Genomic DNA, 19,855 nt, shown 5'->3' with positions numbered 1-19,855 from the left:
GTGGACTATTCTGAAGTGGCGTGGTTCACACTTCTGGAAAGCGCTGGAATTATTCTTCAACTGCCGGTTTACAGCAGGATTCATGCAAGAACGAAGGAGGCTTCGGTGGAGCTCAGCGAGGACGATCTTGCCCTGATCCAGGTGCTGCAATCCTCGCCCCGGCTTGGTTGGGCTGATGCTGCGAAAGTGCTGGATGTGCATCCAACCACGCTGGCCGCCCGCTGGGAACGTCTTACCTCAAGCGGAGCGGCGTGGGTGACGGCCCACCTGGCGGGAGACCCAAAGCAGATGCTCCTGGCCTACGTGGCCGTTGACTGCGAGATGAACCGGCGGGACAGCGTCACAGCGGAGCTTGCTGCGGTCCCGGAGATCGTCACGGTCGAGGAGGCCGCCAGCAACCGTGACCTCATGCTGACCGTCATCACGCGCTCGCTGGAGGAATTCAGCGAGAAGATCGTTTCCCGGCTGAAGGCAGTTGAGGGGCTCACCAAGTACCAGGTGGCCCTGTGCACCCGCCTGCACAGCAGCGGGGACGACTGGCGGCTGAATGTCCTGAACCGTTCCCAGTTGGCTACGCTCCGGACGCTTGCGCCCCAGGCTGGACAGGAGTCAGCGCCGGCGGCCCAGCTGCCGCAGAGCCACCTTGACCTGCTGCCGTTCCTGGCGCGGGACGGACGGGCCACTGCGGCCGATATTGCCCGCGCCCTCGGCCGCCATCCGGCCACGGTGCAGCGCCAGTTGAACCGGGTGCTGGCCAGCGGCATCCTGTCTTTCCGCTGCGAAATCGCCCAGCGCTATTCATCGTTCCCGGTGACGTGCCAGTGGTTCGTGAACGTCCCGGCGGGCCAGCATGAGGCAGCAGCAGCCGAGATCCGCACCATCAGCAATGTCCGGCTGAGTGCCTCCACTACCGGACCCACCAATTTCGTGATCATCATGTGGCTGCACACGCTGGCGGACGTCATGTCCGCCGAGCTTGCACTGCAGCAGAAGGTGCCCGGGATCGACATCGTGGAGAGCGCGGTGATGCTGCGGACGGTCAAGCGGGTGGGCTGGATGCTGAAGGAAGATACGACGGCGAGTGGCGCCGTGGTGCATGCCGGCAGTCTTGGTGCCGCAGAGTGATATGGATGAAGACATGGCCGCGTGCCGGACATGGGGAGGCGCCAGGGGCCCTGCCCCTGGTGCCTCCCCATGCGGATCCTGGGGGTCTGTTCCCTTAGCGGTGGACTTCCACTACGGCGCTCTTCTCCCAGGGGGTCCAGTCTGACCAGTGTCCGCCGTTGTTCTCAACACGGAATGAGACGAGCTGGTAGACCTCTTCTGCGCCCCTGCGGTCAAGGTTGGGCACGCGGTCAATGCTGCTTATGGTCCGTGAACTGTCGTGGCGTTCAAACATCTCGGTGAAGACTGTCTTGCCAAGGAAGTCGTCCGTGCGTCGCGGACCACGATCGTCTTCGTAGCGCAATTGGCGGATCTGTACGGTCTTTTCGCCGTTGCAGTCCACCTTGATCCTGAAGTCGACCTTGTTGCCGCGGAGATCCTTCGGATCCCGCGGGTCGACGGTGCAGCCGTACTTGCTGGTTTCGGCTTGGGCCGGTACAGCCATTGCGAGGGAAACCCCGAGCAAACCCAGTGAAAGGACCGGAACTAAGGCAGCCTTTGCACGGGTTGGGCGGCTTATTGAATTGTTGGACATCTCCTGTTGCTCCTCAAAGGGTGCGATTAACCTTTGTGGGCAGCCTGAGGCCGTCATCGATGAGCGTGTTGAGGTGGATCAGTGTGGCGGCAGCAGTCTGCCTGCATTCTTTCAAACAGCGCGTCCGTCGAGCGGGCGCTTTCGACTCCAAATCTTTCGTTGACTGGGATCTGGTGGTTTAATCATCCGCCTGTGTCCAGGGCGCGCCAAGGGTTGCAAGTACCCTGCCTGCCGGCTTATCAAGGGGTAGGCCGCTGCGTTATTTGCGGCGCCCGTCGCGCATGCGGTTTCCTGCCGGCTCCTTCCCGACCGCCAGCCTCTGCTGCACACTGTCCCTATGACTTTTGCCAACCTGGGAATGCTCGGAACCAAGCCCGGCCAACGCGACGCACTCGTGGCCATCCTGCTCCGTCCCAAGCCGGGGATGAAGGAAGCAGGCTGCCTCATGTATGAAGTGGGCATCAACGATGACATGCCGGACACAGTCTTTGTTTCCGAACTTTGGGAATCCGCGGAGGCGCACCAGTCGTCCCTGCAGCTGGCGAGCACCAGGGCCGCGATCGCCGAGGCCATGCCGCTGCTGTCAGGCGAGATGGGAGGCCACCGGTTCACGGTCCTGGGTTCACCGCTGCAGTGATTCTGCGCCGGAGGGAGCCTGCCCCAACAACTGCTCCCTAAACAGGGTGTTCTGTGACGAGTGGATCCCGGTGATTGGGGTAAGGGAGGACACATGAAACCGTTGCCCGCACTTGAGCTTGTCACCCGCCTCGAGGAAGCCGAATGGCTTGACCCGCTGGCCAAGAGCGTCCGGAAAGCCGTTAAGAAGATCATCCCGGCCCGCTGGGCCCGGGACATCCTGCACGGCGTTCCCATCGGCCACCCGGTGCACCCGCTTGCCGTCCAGGTGCCAATCGGCGCCTGGCTGTCCGCCGGGGTGCTTGATGCCCTTCCCGGGGGCGAGAAGGCTGCCCGGTTGTTGATCGGCGTGGGCACCGCGAGCGTGCTTCCCTCTGCACTGGCCGGGTTCACGGACTGGTCGCAGCTGCACCCGCAGCAGCAGCGGGTGGGCCTGGTGCACGCGGCGGCCAATGTCACCGCAACGAGCCTCTACATTGCGTCGTTGGTGCAGCGGGCAAGGGGCAGCCAGGGCAGCGGCAAGGTGCTTGCGTACCTGGGGCTCGCCACGGTGAGTGCCGGCGGCTTCCTTGGCGGACACCTCACTTACCGCCAGGCCGCGGGGGTCAATCACAGCGAGGAAATTCCACACCGCTTCCCGTCCGGCTGGCACCCTTTGGCACCGCTGGCCGAACTGCCCGAGGGCGGCCTCCACAAGCGCGACGTGGGCGGCATCCCGCTACTGGTCCACCGCGAGGGCGACACCGTTAACGTGCTGTCCGACGTCTGCAGCCACCTTTCCGGGCCGCTGCACGAAGGCAAGATCAAGGACGTAGGCGGGGAAGCGTGCGTCGTCTGCCCGTGGCACCGGAGCACTTTTGCGCTGCGGACGGGCGAAGTCAAGGCCGGCCCCGCCACGTCCCGGCAGCCGGTTTTCGAGACGCGCGTTACGGGGGAACTGGTGGAAGTATGCCTGCCCGGGGCGGACGGATAGAGAGGACATTCGGCCCTACCGGGCAGTGTTGGCTGGCGGAAAACTGGGTCCATGGCGAGGTTCAGTGGTGTGAAACCGTCCCGGCACTCCTCGCTTCAGTGCATTGGATTAGTTCTGCACGTTGAGCGTGTGCCCGGCGGTGTGACTGTACGGTGATGCGCGTTTCGGAACCGCAGGAGATTGCTGCCGGCGTTGTGCTTGTGACCGCCGGCACGGGGCCGATGGCCTCCAACCTCTATCTGGTCAGGTCCGGTAGCACTTGGGCGATGGTTGACTGCGGTTGGGCGGGCAACGCGGAACCGGTCCTTGGGGCGGTTGAGAAGATACTCGGGCCCGGGAGCGCGCCCGCCGCCATCTTCCTGACGCACATCCATCCGGACCACTCTGGCTCTGCTGGTGCCCTTGCGCGGCTTTGGGACATCCCGGTGTATGTCCACCAGGCGGACCTGCCTATGGCGGCGGGGAGGTATGTTCCTGAGTTTTCCATGCCGTTGGACCGGTGGATTATCGCACCGTTCCTGTGGTCCCTGCCGGCCCGTGCACGCCGACGGATCGAAGCAGCAGGCGACATCACCGACGTGGTGCAGAGCCTCCCTCGAGACGGAAAGGTGCCGGGTTTACCCGATTGGGCTGCCGTTCCCACGCCCGGCCATACTGCCGGACATGTAGCGTATTGGCGCTCCAGCGACGGGGTCTTGATCACTGGCGATGCGGTTGTAACGGTCAAAATGAATTCCATCCGCGGCATCCTGTTCGGGGTGCCGGATTTGTCCGGGCCGCCCAGGTTCACCACGTGGAACTGGAAGCTGTCCATGGACTCGGCTGTGCGCCTGGCGGAGTTGGGCCCCCGGCTGCTGGCGCCCGGTCATGGGCCACCTTTGGCTATGGGAGTTGTTCCCCGGCTTAGGGCCTTGGCCACCAGGGAGCGCCCGCAACTGACCTCACTTCGACGCCGGCCTGGGGGTTCACCTACGGCGGTTTAGCCAGGCGCAGTTCTCCCTACGCGCTCTGGGTGCCCAGTCATCCCGCCGGGCGAAATGGTGGTGTCAGGGGCAGGGCGAGGGGGCGTTAGCCGGATAGCACGAAGGGTTTTGTGAAGAATTCTGCCCATGCGGGGTCTTCTGGTGAGAGGTCGTTGAGGTCTATGAGGGTGTCGTTGTCTGGTTCCCATTGGGGGAGTTCTTCCAGTCCGGGGTCTTCTCCCAGGGTTGCTGCGGGCGTGAGCCATTGCGGCCAGTGGGTTGGTTGGGGGTCGGGGTGTTCGGCTTTGTAGTGGCGGCCTGCGGGTGAGGTCCAGCCGGGAGGCTCGTTCTTCGCCGCTGGGGTGGGGAGCCAGGGCCGGGCGTGTTTGAGCCGGTGGTGTTTTGGGCAGAGCTGTGCCAGGTTGCTGGTGCCGGTGGTTCCACCGTGTTCCCAGGCCGTAAGGTGGTCAGTTTCGTTGTCCAGGGTGCGGTTGCTGCAGCCGGGGAAGGTGCACTTGCCGTCGCGCATCCGGATCCAGCGTTTGATGGTCTCGGGTAACCGGTAATTCTTCCGGCCGATCTCGAGTGGCGCGCCGTCGCGGGGGTCGACGAGGACCCGGTAGAACGACTCCGCCCCGTCGGCGACCAGCCGCCGTGCCATCGATGCCGGGATGGGGCCGAGCCCGTCCAGTACCGCGGGCTCGTCGGTCAGGCCGAGCAGGGAGCAGACCGGCACGGTGACCAGGACATCGGCCCGCGGGGTGGGGACTTTGCCTATCTCACCGGTGCTTCGGTTAGCGTGGCCCGCAGTGGTTCCGGTGCCGAGGAGTAGTGATGCTGCGATGTCGGGGCGGAGCTGGGTGAGGGTGCGGGTTTCGCCCGGGGCCTTGGAGGCCTCGGGCGATGGCGGTGCTGCGGTTCCAGATGGCACACGCGGTGTCGCCGGGGAGGTAGAGGGAGATCCAGGCCATGCCGTCCCGGTCCGGGGTGTATTCCATCCGCCGGTCCGCGACGCCTTTGGCGTGGCGCTTCTCAAGGGTCTCGGGGTGGTGGCGTTCCCGCCAGGCGCGGACCTTGGCGCGGAACCTGGAGGGAACGAGTTCGCCGGGGGCTGCGCCGCGGGCGGGGTCGGGCGCACCGGGGTCGAAGAAGTGCACCGCCAGGGCGGCGGCACCGGCCGGGGTGAGGCCCTCGGTTTCGTCGGCAACAATTTTCGCGTGCTGCCAGGAAATGGTCCCGGCGGCCAAAGCGTCCGTCACCGGCGGCAGGGAACACACTTGGCGGGACTGCTCCACGAACGCCCCGGCAGCGCCGGAGCTGATGGTCAGGACCCCCGCGATCTCCTCCACCGCTGACATCTCCGCATACGTGCGTTCATGCACCGGCGCGTCCGGGGCGAGCATGGCCTGCTGGAACCCGATGCACTCCACCGCGTCCTGGGCTTCCCCAGCGGCAAGCTGCGCCCTTAGCCGGACGAGACCTCGAGCCGCTCGAGCCGGATTTCATACCGCCGCTGCAACACATCCACATCAGCACTGACACCTGCCCCGGCAGCCAGGAAAGCGTCCTCACGGTCCAGCGCATCGAGGGCAGCAACAGAGGCGCGAACACCCGCCATAGCCACCCCGCCACCGCTGCTGATTCCCATGGAAACATCATCCAACGAGGCACTGACAATTTCGGGGGCGGCTGGGAGAAGCCGCAGCCAGGCACTCAGCTTGGTGCGGATTCCCAGGCACCCCTGCGCAGCACGCCCGCCAGGTTCAGGTCGTGATCAACCAGCACGACGTCGGCAGGCATCCCGGGACGCAGGTCGCCTGCCTTTGTTGAAAGACCCAGCACGGCGGCGGGGACGGCGGTGGCGGAAGTTACGGCATGGCGCAGCGGAACACCGGCAGCAACAGTGGTTCGGACAACGTCAAGCAACGTACTGGTTCCGCCGGCAATGGCCCCCGTGCCGTCCACACGGGCCACGCCTTCGTTTACTGTCACAGAGAGCGAACCCAGCCGGTATTGCCCGTCATCCAGGCCAGTGGCGGCCATCGAATCGGTAACCAGGGCGATGTTCTCCGCACCCACCAGGTCGAATACCAACTTCACAGTTTCCGCGGCCAGGTGCACACCGTCGGCAATCAGCTCCAGCACCGCCTTTCCAGCCCTTGCCGCACTGAGGCTGGCCGAAACAGGGCCGGGGGAGCGGTGGTGCAGAGGAGGCATCGCATTGAATAGGTGCGTAACCGTGGGGCGTGTCCCGCCGGATGAATCAACCGCAGAACCCAGGCCGGCAGCCGCGCGCGCAAGGAAAGCAGCCGCCGTCGTATGGTCTGCTGCGGTGTGCCCCAAGGAAGGAATGATGCCGCGGGCGGTGAGTTGATCAACCGATTCCAGGGCGCCCGGAAGTTCCGCTGCCAGCGTCATGGATGTAAGGGAGGGTCCTGCCGCCGCCAGCAGCTGGGCCAGCAGGTCGGGATCGGGTTCCAGCAGCAGTGCGGGATCGTGGGCGCCGCACTGCTGGCCGGAGAGGAAAGGTCCTTCTAGATGCGAGCCGGCAATCAATCCCTGGTCTGCCAGCTCCTTCAGCATTTCAAGGGTGCGCACCAGGTTTGCCGGCTTGCCCGTCACCAGGCTGGCGAGCAGGGTGGTGGTCCCGCGGCGGTGCAGGTAGCGGATGGCACGGGCAGCACCCGCCAGGTCGCCTTCGGAGAAGTCAGAACCGGACGCCCCATGGCAGTGCAGGTCCACCAGGCCCGGCAAGAGAATCCTGCCGGCCGGAACGCTGTGCGGAAGAACCCCCGGGAATTCGGACGCTGGCCCGGCAAAGGTGACCAGGCCGCCGTCGACCGCTACAACACCGTCCGGAACGTCCAAGGTGGCGGAGACAATCCGCCCGCGGAGGACCAACTCGCTGTTCACGGTTCACTCGCCTCCCGCCACGGATTATTCCACAGGGGCGCACCCAGAAGTCGGCGAGTCAGCCCACCAGTTCTGCGTCCTGGGCCAGGGCAGGCCCGCGCAGGGCATTGGTCCGCAGGGCAAGCATGAGTAAGGCACCGAGCAATGCGGGTGCCGCGAACGCCGTGGCGGCCGCGGGGACGCCACCTCCGAAGCTCACCAGCAAGGCTCCATAGGTTGGGCCTGCGATGGCTCCTATGCGCCCGACGGCAAGTGCCCAGCCCAGTCCTGTTGCCCGCGTGGCGGCAGGGTAGAACTGTGCAATGTAGTCGTTGATCATGTTTTGCGTGCCCAGGCCGCCAAAGCCGGCGACGGCGGCGAGCACCGCCATGAGCGCGGCGGGCGGATTGAGGGACATTAGAACCAGGGCAGCCGCCGCACTGGTGAAGCCCACCACTACCAGCGGCCTTGGACCGAACTTTTGGCTGGCGACAGATGCGAGCACCGTGCCCACCACTGCACCTACGGAGTAGGCCAGCAGGAATGACACGGAGGATCCGACGCCGAACCCGGCGGTCCGCATGATCTGAGGCAGCCAGGTGCTGACGCCAAAGATAGTCAGCAGGCTCAGGGCGGTGATGGCCCACAGCAGGACGGTGGTCCCGGCGGTGGCGTCGGCGAAAAGGGCACGCGTGGGGGACACCTTCACGGCGGCGGAAATCTCTGAAGTCTGCGGAAGGCCGTAGGCCGCTTCAACGCGGTCCGCCTCGGCCGAACGGAGCTGGGCTCGCAGGAACGACGGCGACTCTGGCATCAGGAACCATGCGAAGGGCGTTAGAAGGATTCCGGCGGCACCGATAGCGTAAACCGGGCGGAAGCCACTGGATTCGAGCAGGGCAAGCGATGTTAGGGAGGCGGCCACAGTTCCCGTTGCCGGTCCGGTGAGGACGGCTCCCAGGACCAGTGACTTCCTGCCGGGCGGAGCGAACTCGTTGGTGAGGGCCACCGCGGTAGGAAGCAGGCCACCTACACCGAAACAGGCGATGAACCGGCAAGCCGCGAAGACCTCCCACGTTGGTGCCAGGGCACAGGCCAGCATGGCCAGAGAAAACAAAGCCAGGGCGCTGACGAAGATTCGGCGGCGGCCCAGCCGGTCCGTCAGGGTTCCCACGATGAGCGAGCCAAGCAGCATTCCTACCAGCGCTAAAGAACCGACGGCACCGGCGGTTGCAGGGGTGGCGTTGAAAGGGGGCTGGCCGATCAGGGCCGGAAGGGTGGCGCCGTAGACATAGAGGTCATAGCCGTCGGCGAGCAGGCCGAGCCAGCACAGCACGAAGATGCCTGCAAGGGACTTACGGGAGGCATTGGAGGTCATCTTTGATTCCAATCGGGTCAGGGAACCGCAGGCAACCCGCCGGCGGGGACGTCCACCAGCTTGGCCCCCGGCAACAGCCTTGTGAGCCGTCTTTTCACTCAGTGAAACTCCTCTTCTTGGCGCAGTCCACATCGACGAGCCTTGATAGGAGACAACAGATGGAGACGTAGGTGTCCGGACCGGGCAGGGCGCGATCCGCGCCTTCAGCTGCCGCCCCTGGGCTGCCGGGGCAGCCCGTCGTGGTGCGGGCCCTTAGCCTGCTGGCCCAGTTCACCGAACAGCGCAGGGCGTTGAATCTGTCCGAACTGTCCCGCATGGCTGGACTCGCCCCCGCCACTGCCCTCCGGTTGGTGCGGCACCTGACCGAGTGGGGAGCGCTGGAACGCCTCGAAGACGGCCGCTACGTGGTGGGAGTGCGCCTTTGGGAAATCGCGTCGCTTTCGCCGCGCGGCCACGGGGTCCGGCAGATCGCACTGCCCTACCTTGAAGACCTGTATGAGGTGACAAGGCATCACGTGCTGCTCTCAGTCCTTGAAGGCAAGGACGCGGTTCTGATCGACAGGCTCTCTTCCCGCACCGCAACTGAGGTGGCCTACCGCGTTGGAGGACGCATGCCGTTGCGGACCACCGCCGTCGGGCAGGTCCTGCTTGCCCATGCCGGTCCGGAACTGTTGCACGAGCTGCTGGCCCGGCCCCCCGAACCTGAAGCAGGCCCGGGAACCCTTCCAGTCGAAAGGCTCCGCGCTGTCCTGGCAAATGTAAAGCAGTCCGGCGTCGCGGTAGTCCGTAGAAGCCGCCCCTCCCGCACTGTCTCCGTTGCCGCACCCATCCACGGGGCCGACGGCGAAGTGGTTGCCGCACTGTCTATCGTGGTCCCGGACGCTGAAACACCGGCCCACGAGTTGGTGCCCCTGGTCCGCGCGGCCGCCCGCGCCATCTCCCGGAGCCTTGGCCACCAGGCGAAAGCCAGCGGAGCATGGCGGCACCCGCAGCAGCAGGAGCCTGGATGAGGGCAGGGCTGAAAAAGCCCGGCACCCGCAAATGTCCCGCACGTTATTTTTCACTCCCAGTGGGAACCTCTACAGTGGAAGTGCTAAGTATGCTGTCTATTTCGGAGGGTAACCTGATGCGAAAAGTTTCTGCGCTTGGAGTAGTGACTGCGGCGATGCTGGCGTTGGCCGGCTGCTCCGGAGGGGGCGGCGGCACTGCCAGCCCGTCAGGCACGGCAACTACGTCTGCGACAGCCTCGGCCAGCCAGACCGCCGCCGCCAAGGTGTATTCGGAAGACCAGCTCCGCGACCTCATCTCGGGCATGAAGGACGCCGATGGCAACGAGCTCAAGCTCTACTCGAAGGAGCAGGTCAGCCAGGGTGGAAACATCGCCAACCTGCTCATGAGTACGGCAACCATCGACCCCAAGGACTGCAAGGATATCGCCACCGCAGGCCTGCTGGACAAGGTTGAAAACGGTGACGTGGCCGTGGCGCTTTCCGAGGGTAACCAGCCGCGCACCCTGTCTGCCCAGTCCGGCAGCGACGGTCCCGACGCCGTCAAGACGCTGAGCGACATCAGCAGCAAGATGGATCAGTGCGCAAAGTTCTCGGTCTCCGCACTGGGCCAGAAGTACGACGTTTCCAGCCAGGAGCTTCAGGCGGACACTGACGCGGATAAGACGTTCGCCACCGTCAGCACCCGCAGCGGGGACAACCAGCAGAAGCTGATGCAGGTTTCCGCTGCCCAGGGGCGCCTGCTGGTGGTGGCCACCAAGAGCGGCACCGACCTGGGCGACAAGGACCAGAAGGAACTTGAGGGCCTCATCAACGACGTGTTGAAGAAGGCCGACGGCGGCGGCGCAACTTCCAGCCCGTCCTCCACCCGTTCGTCCGGTTCAGCAGGCACGTCCTCGCCGAGCAGTTCGGCCTCGTCAACTGCCTCATCCACGTCGTCGGCGACCATGTCCTCGGGCAGCGGCGCTTCGTCGTCGGCCTCTCCGAGCGCCTCGCGGTAGCGGCAACTACTCCCGTAACTAAACCGGGGCGGCCCAGGACTATAGAGTCCTGGACCGCCCCGTTTTAGGTCCCGCAGGTGGCCGGGAACCTACTTCGTTTTACCGCTCAATCCGACGCGGGCAGTGTCATCTGCCGGAAGCTCTGAGACGACATCCCTGGTGGGGGCGCCGCGGAACTTCGGCGAGGGGTCCTGGCCCTCGGTGAGCCGTTGCAGCTCCTGCCCCTCAAAATCCTCTTCCTTGCCCAGCAGGATGGCCGAGTCATGGTTGGTGATCTCACCCTTGAAGGCCCGGACCATGACGCTGTGGTCGAACTGGCCCTCCCATTTGGAGACAATGAAGGTAGCCACGCAGTTGCCCAGCAGGTTGACCACCACGCGCATTGAGTCCATGAGCCGGTCTGCTCCGAGGAGGAGCGCCACGCCGGCCACTGGGAAGATGCCCAGCGCAGCGGCCGTGGCCGAAAGGGCCAGGAACGACGATCCGGGGACCCCGGCCATACCCTTGGAGGTCAGCAGCAGCACGCCCAGGGCCGCCAGTTGCTGGCCGAGGTCAAGATGGTGGCCAAAGGCCTGGGCCAGGAACAGCAGGGAGATCGAGAGGTAGATCGCCGCTCCGTCGAGGTTGAACGAGTATCCGGTGGGAACCACCAGGCCCGTTGTGGCGCGGGAGCAGCCCGCATTGGTCAGCTTGGTCATGATCCTGGGCATCACTGCCTCGGTTGACGCCGTGCCCAGGGCCAGGAGGAATTCCTCCCGGGTGTACTTCAGGAACTGCCACAGCGGCACGCGGGCAAACCCCCACGCCACGATGAAAAGCAGGCCGATGAAGACCAATGCTGCGCCGTAGCATGCTGCGATCAGGACGGCGTAGGTGCTTAGGGTATCCAGTCCGTACTGGCCGATGATGAACGCCATGGCGCCAAATGCGCCGAGCGGGGCAACCTTCATGATCCAGGCCATGATCTTGAAGATCAGTTCCAGGACGGTTTCCATGACGTTGATGACCGGCAGGCACTTCTCGCGCCCAATCACTACGATGGCAGCACCAAAGAAGACGGAGAAGAAGAGGACCTGCAGGAGGCTGTTACTGGCGAACGCCCCAATGACGCTGGCGGGGATGATGTCGAGGATGAAGGATGCGGCATCTTTGGGCACCGCAGTCCCGGTCTTTGCGTCCAGATCCGCCTGGGACAGCGTTGACGGATCGATGTTGAGGCCGGCCCCGGGCTGGACGATATTTCCCACGATCAGCCCAAAAACCAGGGCAAACAGCGTTGCTGCCGTGAAGTAGAGCAGCGCCTTGACGCCAACCCTTCCAACCGCCTTGACGTCGCCTACGGCCGAAATTCCGGTAACGATCACCAGGAAGATCAGCGGCGCGATGATCATCTTGATGAGCTTGATGAAGCCATCCCCGAGCGGCCTCAGTTGGGAGCCGAGGTCCGGCCAGAAATGCCCGATGAGGACACCTGCCACGACGGCGATCAGAATCTGGAAGAAGAGCGACTTGTACAGTGGCTTCCTCTTCGCGGGCACCGAACTCGCCTTCAGTGCCTCAGGGTTTGGGATCTTCATTGACCTTGCCTATCAATTGGGAGCAGCCCGTGTACGGGGCCATTTCCAAAGTAATCCTCGTCACACTAATTCCGCAAGAGGAAAATGAGTTTCCACAATGCGGAATGTCAATTGGGTTTTGTGACTGGGACGCTGGCCAGCCGTGACGCCAGCTCTGCGGCCACCTCATTGGCGGGGACGGTTGCATCAACCCGCATAAAACGCCCGTACTCCGGCAGTTCCCGGTATCCCGCGTCGAAGGCGGCGAGGTGGGCGAGGCTCTCGGAATCTGTTCCGCGGGCAAGGATTCTCCGGTGCGCCTCCGCGTGGTCCAGGTCCAGGTGGAAGACGGCTTCCGGCTGGGGCAGGCGGGCCAGCAGCCAGGGAAGGAGGCGGCCGCGGGGAAGGCCCTTCGCGCGCCGCAGTGCCAGCTGGCAGTGGAGGTGCCGGTCCATGACCACCAGGCCGTCGAACCGGCTGGCGCGCAGGTGCGAGACCAGCACGTTGCCCACCCGAAGAACGGTTTCGACGGCGTCCGCCACCCGGGCGGGCAGCCGCACTCCCAGCCGTTCAGCGAGGAGGGACATGACCCGCCGGCCTGCATGGTTGCTCAAGAGCAGCGCCCTGCCGCCCTGGGCCCGCACCGACGAAACCAGGGCGCGGGCCGCCGTCGACTTCCCCGAGCCGTCGATGCCCGTCAGCACAATGATCATCCTGCCTCCTTCCGCCGCTCCGTTTAACGCCCGGTGCAGGCTCAACGTCCCGGCCCTGGCGCAATTCACAGCCCGGAAACAGGACTGGACTCCCATCGGAGCTGGCCGTCACGCAACCCTGCTGGAAATCGCGTGGGAACGGGCCGGCGATTACCTCCAGACCGTAGGCTGGAGGCCGGGCGGGAGTTCCCCGATCCGGCACAGCAGTTCCCAAGGTGAAAGGCAGGACCATGACCGTTTCAAGCGACGATCCCCAGAACACCGCAGACCTCCGCGGTCCGGGCGACCCGGACGAGGCCAAGGACGAAGCCAAAAAGGCACCGCAGGCCGGCCAGCACCCGGAACAGCCGGGCGCGGCGAACATCCGTGAAGAACAGCAGACCCATGCCGCCGGAACTGTGCCGGCGTCCTACGTGGGGGGCGAAGAAGCTGCCCGGGAGCACAAGCCGGAAGAGGCGCTGGAGGAGCCGGGCACCTGGGACGGCGAAGTCTAGGCATGATCAGCCACGCCGATATCGACCAGGCGGCGCGCCGGACCGCCGGCCTCATTCGCAGGACGCCGGTCATGCAGGCGGACCCCGGCATGTTCAACGGCCCGGTCTGGTTCAAGTGCGAGTTCATGCAGCACACCGGCACGTTCAAAGCCCGGGGCGCACTCAACCGGATCCTGGCCAGCAAGGAGCGCGGCGAACTGCGGGCAGACGTGGGCATAGTAGTGGCCTCCGGCGGGAACGCGGGTCTGGCCAACGCCTATGCGGCGAAGCAGCTTGGGGTACCCGCAACCGTCTTCGTTCCTGAAGCCGCGCCGGCCGTCAAGGTCAGCAAGCTCAGGGCCATCGGCGCCACGGTGGTCCAGGGCGGTGCCGAGTACGCGGCCGCCTACCAGGCCGCCGTGGCTCATGCAGAGGAGACCGGCGCGGTCTACTGCCACGCCTACGACCAGCCCGAAATCGCCGCGGGTGCCGGAACCGTGGGTTCCGAGCTGCTGGAGCAGGTGCCGGATGTGGACACTGTCCTGGTGGCAGTGGGAGGTGGCGGCCTGATGGCAGGAGTAGCCGCCGCCGTCGAAGGCTTTGCCAAAGTTGTGGCCGTGGAACCCGATACCGCGCCCACCCTGCACGCTGCCCTGGCTGCCGGTGAGCCGGTGGATGTCGCGGTATCGGGCATCGCAGCCGATTCCCTGGGTGCCCGGCGCGCAGGCGACATCGCGTTTTCCGTGGCGGTCCGCTGCGGCGTCGAAAGCGTCCTGGTCAGGGACGCGGACATTATCCAAGCCCGTTCCGCGCTGTGGAACGACTACCGGATGGTGGTGGAACACGGCGCCGCGGCCGCCTACGCTGCGTTGACCTCCGGCGCGTATGTGCCGGGAAGGGATGAACGCGTTGCCGTCATCCTTTGCGGCGCCAACACGGATCCGGCCACGCTCTAGGCACCCGGACGCGAAAAAAGACCGGCCGCCTGTCCCACAGGCGGCCGGTCCCCTCAACGAAGTGTCTAGCCGCCGGCCTGGCCGCAGAACTTGCTGTAGGTGCTGCCGGCTTCCTGGTAGCCCGACTGCAGATCGGCCAGCTTGTCCTTGTCCGGGTTTTCCTTGGCCTGTTCGTCCGTGTACGCGAGGATCGAGGCGAGGGCGGGCTTGAGGTCATCCGAGGCAACGGCGTGGATGGGGCGGATCTGGTTGGCGAGGTTGTTCATGCCCGTCTTGCCGGCGTTGTTGGCGGGGTTCGACACAACGGCCTGGATCCGCTCGCAGGTTTCAGCGGTGGTCAGTTGGTGTGTGGCGGTGCACGCCGTAGCGGAGGCGATGAGGCCGGCGGCAAACAGGGCTGTGGCGAATTTCTTCATGGGTCCCTCGGTAGTGGTCAGAGGTTTCGATTGTAAGCAGATTGGGTAGCCGGATGCCTTCGCATGCCAAATACCTGCGCCTAAACTGGCAGTACCAATCGTGCGGAGCTTCCGCAGATGGGCCCCGCGCGCATCAACCCATACTAAGGATCCAGCATGCGCCGAACAGTACGCCGCCGTGCCGCAGCAGGACTTGTCGCCCTACTTTCACTGCTCCTCCCCACAGCCCTTCCGGCGCAGGCCGGGCCCCCAACAGGGGAGATAGTGCTCGACGGCGCCACCTCCGCCGAGGGCATCGCGGCAGGGGAGGGCAAGACTTTCTATGCCGGGGAGCTCACTACCGGCGACATCTTCCGCGGTGACATCCGCAAAGGCACCGCCACCCGCTTCATCCACGCGCCCGAGGGGCGCGCCGCCGTCGGAATGAAGGCCGATACCTGCAATGACCTGCTGTTCGTGGCAGGCGGCGGCACCGGCAAGGCATTCGTCTACAACACCGACACCGGAAAACCCGTTGCCGACTTTGACCTGGCCAAGGGATTCATCAATGACGTCACGCTCACCAGTGAGGGCGCCTGGTTCACCAACTCGTCCGCGGCGGAACTCTACTTCCTGCCCGTGGGAGAAGACGGCGAACTGGGCATGGTGAAAACCCTGAAACTGAGCGGCCCGGCAGCGGACCTCACCCCGGGCTTCAACCTCAACGGCATTGCCTCGGCACATGACGGCAAGGTGCTGATTGTGGCGCACACAGCCGATAGCGCGGTGTACACGGTCAACCCGGAAACCGGGGAGAGCGCGGCAATTGAAGGTGTCAGCGTTCCTTTCGTGGACGGCATCCTGGTGCGCGGTGACACCCTCTGGGCGGTCCAGAACCAGCTGAACCAGATAGCGCGCGTCGATTTGTCCAGCGACCTGTCCTCCGGCGAGGTGGAGAACACCATCAAGAGCGACGCATTCAATGTCCCCACCACCGTTGCCCTGTTCGGGAACACCCTGGCGGCCGTGAACGCCCAGTTCAACCAGCCGCCCAGCCCGTTCGAAGTGGTGCTGGTATCGGCCCGGAAGTAGCGCCGCAGTGGCGCAGTAAACAAGAAATTGGCTGGCAGTAGCGACTGCCAGCCAATTTCTTGTTTGCGCGGGTGAAACGGGTACTGCGGCTCAGAGGGTCCGCGGCGCCTTGGCCAGGTTGTCCTTCAGCTGGCCGGCGGTCTGGCGCTTCACGTAGGCCGGACGGTCCCGCTCCACGCGCCAGCTCTCGGAGAGCGGTCCCACATTGACGGTGTCGAATCCGAATTCGTCGTAGAGGCGGGTCACCAGTTCGGCAGCTTCCGGGTAATCGCTGGCGGTGGCCAGGGCGCGACGGTCTTCGGTGCCGGCGGGTGACCCGTCAGTGGTGATGTCCGCGGCCATGATGTGGTTGAACCCCTTGGCCACCTTGGACTGGGGCAGGTGCTCCTGCAGCAGCCCCGAGGTGGTGGCCTCGCCGTTGTCCAGGGCCGGAATCCTGCCGTCCCGCTCCCAGTAGTAGTTGTTCGTATCGATCACAATCTTGCCGGCCAGGGGCTCAGCCGGGACGTCCTTGTAGTTCTTCAGCGGCACCGTGACCACGGCGAAGTCGCCGGCGGCTGCCGCTTCAGCTGCTGTTGCCGCGCGTGCCTTCGGGCCAAGCTCCGCCACCAGGTCCTGGAGGGTCTCCGGCCCGCGGGAGTTGCTGATCACTACGTCGTAGCCAAGCTCCACGGCCTTCCGTGCAACCTGGCTTCCAATATGTCCTGCACCGATGATTCCGATTGTTGTCATATGGGCGGCAACACCGGCCTCGGCGCAGATATTTCAGGTGGCTGTGGGGAATAAAAGGCCGGGTACATGCCTACTTTCCGAGGTACCGCCCGGGCCGGTGGTTCAGTGCAAGGATGAGGTTCAGGAGGGTGGCGCCGGCAGCGGACAGCAGCACCATCAGCGGCGAAACGAGGACAAGCGATGCCAGGACGATGGCCACGTCCAGCACCATCTGCACATACCCGGCGCGCCAGTTCAGCTTCTCCTGCAGGATCAGGGCAAGGATGTTGAAGCCGCCCAGGCTGGACTGGTGCCGGAACAGGATCAGGAGGCCGACGCCGGCGAGCAGGTTCCCGCCCAGCACGCCATACACCGGGTCAAGGTGCAGCGACCCAAGGGCAGCCGGGTGCAGGCTGGCCATGAGGGACACCAGGGTGATCGCGGCGCCCGTGCGGAGTGCGAAGTTCCAGCCTTTCTTCCAGACCGCAAGCGCGAAGAACGGCAGGTTCACCGTGAAGAAGATGACGCCGAACGGCAGCGCGACCGAGTAGCTGAGCAGCAGCGCCAGGCCTGCGGTGCCCCCAGTGACGGCCCCGCTCGACTTGAGGAGGAACAGCCCCAGCGAGGCCGCGAAGGTTCCCGTGAGGATGCCCAGGACGTCCTCAAGCATGGAATGACGGACGGCCGACGGCGGCGCTGAAGGTGCCGCCGTCGGGCCTTCCATGTGCATGGCTGGGTCGGCGCTGGTTGCGGCGGTCGGGGCAGTTACGTCGGTACTCACAGGGCAGCAAACCGCTCGCGGTCCGCCAGGACGGCGAGTACCCGGTCATTGGTGGCCGCATCCGCCAGGGTGATACGGACCCCGTCAACGGCGTAGCCCCGGGCCAGGATGTCGGCCTGGGACAACGCGTCGAGGAGCTGCATCCGCAGCCCATCGGAGGCGCGGAGCCAGTAGAAGTTGGCCTGGCTGTCCGGGACGTCCCAGCCGTACCCGCGGAGGATTCCGATGACGCGGCTGCGTTCCTGCACCACTGCCTCGGTCCGTTCGAGGATCTCGTCCCCGGCAGCAAGCGACGCCACGGCGGCGGCCTGGGCCATCCTGTTGACGCCGAACGGAACGGCTGTGCGCCGGAGGCCTTCGGCGATCTCCGGCCGGGCAATCGCGTAGCCGATCCGCAGGCCTGCCAGCCCGTACGCCTTGGAGAAGGTCCGCAGGATGCAGAGGTTGGGGTAGCGGCGGTAGAAGCCCATCGAGTCGACACCGGGCCCGCGCTGGAATTCGATGTAGGCCTCATCGAGTACCACCAGAACCCGCGGCGGTACGGACTTCAGGAATTCTTCCAGTGCGGCCGGGCTGATGGAGACGCCGGTGGGGTTGTTGGGCGAGCACAGGATCACCAGCCGGGTGCGGGCCGTGATGGCTGCTGCCATTGCGGCAAGATCGTGGTGCTCGTCCGCCAGCAGCGGCACGGGGACCGAAACGGCGCCGGCCACCGCCACCAGGATGGGATAGGCCTCGAAGGACCGCCAGGCGTACACCACCTCGTCGCCGTGCCCGCAAACGGTCGAAATGATCTGCTGCAGCACCCCCGAGCTGCCCGGCCCGGCGGCAACTTCGTCCGCAGTGACGCCGAAATGCCCGGCGATCGCTTCCCGTGCCTCCACCGCGCCCATGCTGGGGTACCGGTGGATCTTCCCTGCTTCAGCTGAAATCGCTGTGATCACGGATGGCAGGGGAGTGAAGTGGCTTTCGTTCGAAGCAAGTGCGGCCGTGAGGTCCGACTGGGCGCTCTTGCCGGCCACATAGGCGGGAAGCTGGGCGACGGCGGCACGGACCTCTGGGGCTGCGGCTTCGGGAAGGGTGCTGGTCATGCACAGCATGGTGCGGGACTTCAGGACGTCTGCGCAACAGGACGGAAACGTGCAGGACAGATCAAGGCCCTGCGCCGCCATGAAGTGGCAAAATGCTCACTATGCACCTCATTGATGCCCTTGACGCAGAGATCCTCCTCACACTCGACCGGGATCCGCAGGCTACCGTCTTGTCCCTCTCCCGGACGCTGGGCGTGGCCCGCAATACCGTGCACGCCCGGCTCCGCCGCCTGGCGAACGACGGCAGCCTGGCACCCTTCAGCCAGCGGGTGCGGACCGAGGCGCTTGGCCTGCCGCTGATTGCGTTCATCTCGATTTCCATCAGCCAGTCCTCCAGCGATATTGCCGTGGCAGCGCTGCAGACCATCCCCGAGATCATCGAAATGCACGCCACCACCGGCGATGCCGACTTACTCGCCAAGGTGGCCGCGAGGGACCCGGCCGACCTTCACCGCATCACCAACGCCATGCTGGCGATTGACGGCGTCGTCCGCACCAGCACGGCCATGTCCCTGGTGGAAGTGATGCCCACCCGCACGGTGCCGCTGCTGCAGGCAGCAGCAAAGGGGCGGTGACGGGCTAGTCGAACAACTCCAGGGCGTCGATGAGTGCGTCCACGAATGCGGTCAGAATTGCTGGCTGGGTCCGGCCCGTCATGGTCTGGATCTGGCCCTGCCGCTGGCGAAGCACCGGGTGATCAACGGGCACGGCCACCAGGTCCTCCCGGTCCCGGCGGTCCAGGGACAAGCCGCTGACCAGTGAAACCCCCGTTCCCGATCGGGCAAATTGGATCACCGGGTTGATGTGGTCGCTTTGAAGGGTGATGGACGGGGTGAGGCCTTCGATCTGCATGGCAAGGTCCAGGAGTTCCCGCTGGCTGGATCCCGGGGCGGTGATGGCCAGCTTGTAGCGGCACAGGTCCTGGAGCGTGGCGCGGGGCTGGGCCGCCAAGGGGTGGCCAGGTGCAACCAAGGCAAAGGCGACCGGCGTGGGCATTGAATGCTCCACCGTTACCTTGGACTGCGGCCCCAGGGAAAAGACCGCGGCCACGTCCGCCTCGCCCTCGGCAACCCGCCGCGTGCCCTCAGAGGAGGAGACGACGTCAAGATGGAACTCCACGTCGTCATGCTGGCGGCTGAAGTTTGCAATGGCCGAAGGAACCCAGATGCGGGCAAATCCTTCGGCGCACGCCACCCGCAGCGTCCGGGTTTTTCGCTGCATCGATACCAGGAGCTCTTCGCGCACGGCTGCCCCTTCCGCCTCGGCCCGGCGCACATAGGCGAGCAGGAGCCGGCCCGCCTCGGTCAGCTCCACTCCCCGCGCGTGGCGGTTGAACAGCGGGGTGCCCAGAGAGGACTCCAGCCTGTTGATTTGCCTGCTGATGGCGGAGGCGGAGACGTGGAGCTTCCCGGCCGCCTCGGTAAGCGTGCCCTCCTGCGCTACCGCATGGAAGTAGAGCAGCGCCGGGGTGAGCATGTTCAATAGAGACCCATTCCTGCTGGTTTGCATAAAAGTCAAAGCTCGTCGACAAAATGATACTGG

Annotated in this window: 20 protein-coding genes and 1 pseudogene; 10 read left to right on the top strand and 11 right to left on the bottom strand. The window is 65.2% G+C overall.

Annotated features, from left to right (window positions below):
* The first annotated feature begins 105 nt into the window (after positions 1-105).
* A complete protein-coding gene (locus tag ACTAQI_RS14105; protein WP_457946688.1) occupies positions 106-1,125 on the top strand; it encodes an Lrp/AsnC family transcriptional regulator in 1,020 nt (339 codons plus the stop codon).
* A gap of 94 nt (positions 1,126-1,219) precedes the next feature.
* Here ACTAQI_RS14105 and ACTAQI_RS14100 read toward each other — a convergent pair whose 3' ends face one another.
* Complete coding sequence (locus ACTAQI_RS14100) at positions 1,220-1,609, bottom strand: hypothetical protein (protein WP_457946687.1); 390 nt, start codon at positions 1,607-1,609, stop codon at positions 1,220-1,222.
* A gap of 427 nt (positions 1,610-2,036) precedes the next feature.
* Between ACTAQI_RS14100 and ACTAQI_RS14095 the strand changes: the two genes are divergently transcribed.
* The 3 genes from ACTAQI_RS14095 (at position 2,037) to ACTAQI_RS14085 (ending at position 4,291) form a co-directional block, all read left to right on the top strand.
* Entirely contained in the window at positions 2,037-2,336 is a 300-nt protein-coding gene (locus tag ACTAQI_RS14095; RefSeq protein WP_457946686.1) for a putative quinol monooxygenase, read from the top strand.
* Positions 2,337-2,429: 93 nt separating this feature from the next.
* On the top strand, positions 2,430-3,308 hold the full coding sequence (locus tag ACTAQI_RS14090; RefSeq protein WP_457946685.1) for a Rieske 2Fe-2S domain-containing protein: 879 nt from the start codon (positions 2,430-2,432) through the stop codon (positions 3,306-3,308).
* Positions 3,309-3,463: 155 nt separating this feature from the next.
* The gene (locus ACTAQI_RS14085; RefSeq protein ID WP_457946684.1) at positions 3,464-4,291 is read left to right on the top strand and encodes an MBL fold metallo-hydrolase; all 828 of its coding nucleotides are present in this window, start codon (positions 3,464-3,466) and stop codon (positions 4,289-4,291) included.
* Between the two features lie 85 nt (positions 4,292-4,376).
* Here ACTAQI_RS14085 and ACTAQI_RS14080 read toward each other — a convergent pair.
* The 3 genes and pseudogenes from ACTAQI_RS14080 to ACTAQI_RS14070 all read right to left on the bottom strand — a co-directional run bounded on the left by ACTAQI_RS14080 (position 4,377) and on the right by ACTAQI_RS14070 (position 8,537).
* A pseudogene (locus ACTAQI_RS14080) lies at positions 4,377-5,888 on the bottom strand (DUF222 domain-containing protein).
* Positions 5,889-5,983: 95 nt separating this feature from the next.
* Positions 5,984-7,183 carry an N-acetylglucosamine-6-phosphate deacetylase gene (locus tag ACTAQI_RS14075; protein ID WP_457946682.1) on the bottom strand — a complete coding sequence of 400 codons (1,200 nt, stop codon included), beginning with the start codon at positions 7,181-7,183 and terminating at the stop codon, positions 5,984-5,986.
* Between the two features lie 58 nt (positions 7,184-7,241).
* The gene (locus tag ACTAQI_RS14070) at positions 7,242-8,537 is read right to left on the bottom strand and encodes an MFS transporter (RefSeq protein WP_457946681.1); all 1,296 of its coding nucleotides are present in this window, start codon (positions 8,535-8,537) and stop codon (positions 7,242-7,244) included.
* Between the two features lie 242 nt (positions 8,538-8,779).
* On the opposite strand from ACTAQI_RS14070, the gene ACTAQI_RS14065 reads away from it, so the two are divergent.
* Together ACTAQI_RS14065 and ACTAQI_RS14060 are read left to right on the top strand one after the other, a co-directional pair.
* Positions 8,780-9,547, top strand: coding sequence for an IclR family transcriptional regulator (locus ACTAQI_RS14065; RefSeq protein WP_457946680.1), 768 nt, complete (start codon positions 8,780-8,782; stop codon positions 9,545-9,547).
* A 116-nt stretch (positions 9,548-9,663) separates the two neighbouring features.
* Complete coding sequence (locus tag ACTAQI_RS14060) at positions 9,664-10,545, top strand: hypothetical protein (RefSeq protein WP_457946678.1); 882 nt, start codon at positions 9,664-9,666, stop codon at positions 10,543-10,545.
* 89 nt (positions 10,546-10,634) lie between these two features.
* Here the strand turns inward: ACTAQI_RS14060 and ACTAQI_RS14055 are convergent, their stop codons facing one another.
* Positions 10,635-12,122, bottom strand: a complete 1,488-nt coding sequence (locus ACTAQI_RS14055) for a cation:dicarboxylate symporter family transporter (protein WP_457946677.1) — start codon at positions 12,120-12,122, stop codon at positions 10,635-10,637.
* A gap of 107 nt (positions 12,123-12,229) precedes the next feature.
* Positions 12,230-12,814 (bottom strand): thymidylate kinase, encoded by a 585-nt coding sequence (locus ACTAQI_RS14050; protein ID WP_457946675.1) that lies wholly within the window; start codon positions 12,812-12,814, stop codon positions 12,230-12,232.
* Between the two features lie 230 nt (positions 12,815-13,044).
* Here ACTAQI_RS14050 and ACTAQI_RS14045 point away from each other — a divergent pair, with 230 nt between their 5' ends.
* Positions 13,045-13,308: a hypothetical protein gene (locus ACTAQI_RS14045; protein WP_457946674.1), complete on the top strand. Its 264-nt coding sequence runs from the start codon at positions 13,045-13,047 to the stop codon at positions 13,306-13,308.
* Positions 13,309-13,310: 2 nt separating this feature from the next.
* Positions 13,311-14,243, top strand: coding sequence for a threonine/serine dehydratase (locus tag ACTAQI_RS14040; RefSeq protein WP_457946673.1), 933 nt, complete (start codon positions 13,311-13,313; stop codon positions 14,241-14,243).
* A 65-nt stretch (positions 14,244-14,308) separates the two neighbouring features.
* On the opposite strand, the gene ACTAQI_RS14035 is transcribed toward ACTAQI_RS14040, so the two are convergent.
* Positions 14,309-14,659, bottom strand: coding sequence for a hypothetical protein (locus ACTAQI_RS14035; protein WP_457946672.1), 351 nt, complete (start codon positions 14,657-14,659; stop codon positions 14,309-14,311).
* 156 nt (positions 14,660-14,815) lie between these two features.
* Between ACTAQI_RS14035 and ACTAQI_RS14030 the strand changes: the two genes are divergently transcribed.
* Positions 14,816-15,730, top strand: coding sequence for a hypothetical protein (locus ACTAQI_RS14030; protein ID WP_457946670.1), 915 nt, complete (start codon positions 14,816-14,818; stop codon positions 15,728-15,730).
* Positions 15,731-15,820: 90 nt separating this feature from the next.
* On the opposite strand, the gene ACTAQI_RS14025 is transcribed toward ACTAQI_RS14030, so the two are convergent.
* The 3 genes from ACTAQI_RS14025 to ACTAQI_RS14015 all read right to left on the bottom strand — a co-directional run bounded on the left by ACTAQI_RS14025 (position 15,821) and on the right by ACTAQI_RS14015 (position 18,322).
* Complete coding sequence (locus ACTAQI_RS14025) at positions 15,821-16,462, bottom strand: NADPH-dependent F420 reductase (RefSeq protein WP_457946668.1); 642 nt, start codon at positions 16,460-16,462, stop codon at positions 15,821-15,823.
* 70 nt (positions 16,463-16,532) lie between these two features.
* A complete protein-coding gene (locus tag ACTAQI_RS14020; RefSeq protein WP_457946666.1) occupies positions 16,533-17,165 on the bottom strand; it encodes a YitT family protein in 633 nt (210 codons plus the stop codon).
* 53 nt (positions 17,166-17,218) lie between these two features.
* A complete protein-coding gene (locus ACTAQI_RS14015) occupies positions 17,219-18,322 on the bottom strand; it encodes a histidinol-phosphate transaminase (RefSeq protein ID WP_457946664.1) in 1,104 nt (367 codons plus the stop codon).
* Positions 18,323-18,405: 83 nt separating this feature from the next.
* Here ACTAQI_RS14015 and ACTAQI_RS14010 point away from each other — a divergent pair, with 83 nt between their 5' ends.
* Positions 18,406-18,888, top strand: a complete 483-nt coding sequence (locus ACTAQI_RS14010; protein ID WP_457946662.1) for an Lrp/AsnC family transcriptional regulator — start codon at positions 18,406-18,408, stop codon at positions 18,886-18,888.
* A gap of 4 nt (positions 18,889-18,892) precedes the next feature.
* Here the strand turns inward: ACTAQI_RS14010 and ACTAQI_RS14005 are convergent, their stop codons facing one another.
* On the bottom strand, positions 18,893-19,789 hold the full coding sequence (locus ACTAQI_RS14005; protein ID WP_457951062.1) for a LysR family transcriptional regulator: 897 nt from the start codon (positions 19,787-19,789) through the stop codon (positions 18,893-18,895).
* Positions 19,790-19,855 lie beyond the last annotated feature (66 nt).

This window comes from Pseudarthrobacter sp. alpha12b (assembly GCF_054130495.1).
Note: the sequence above shows the minus strand (reverse complement) of the source record. Positions and strands in the feature narration are given on the sequence as shown.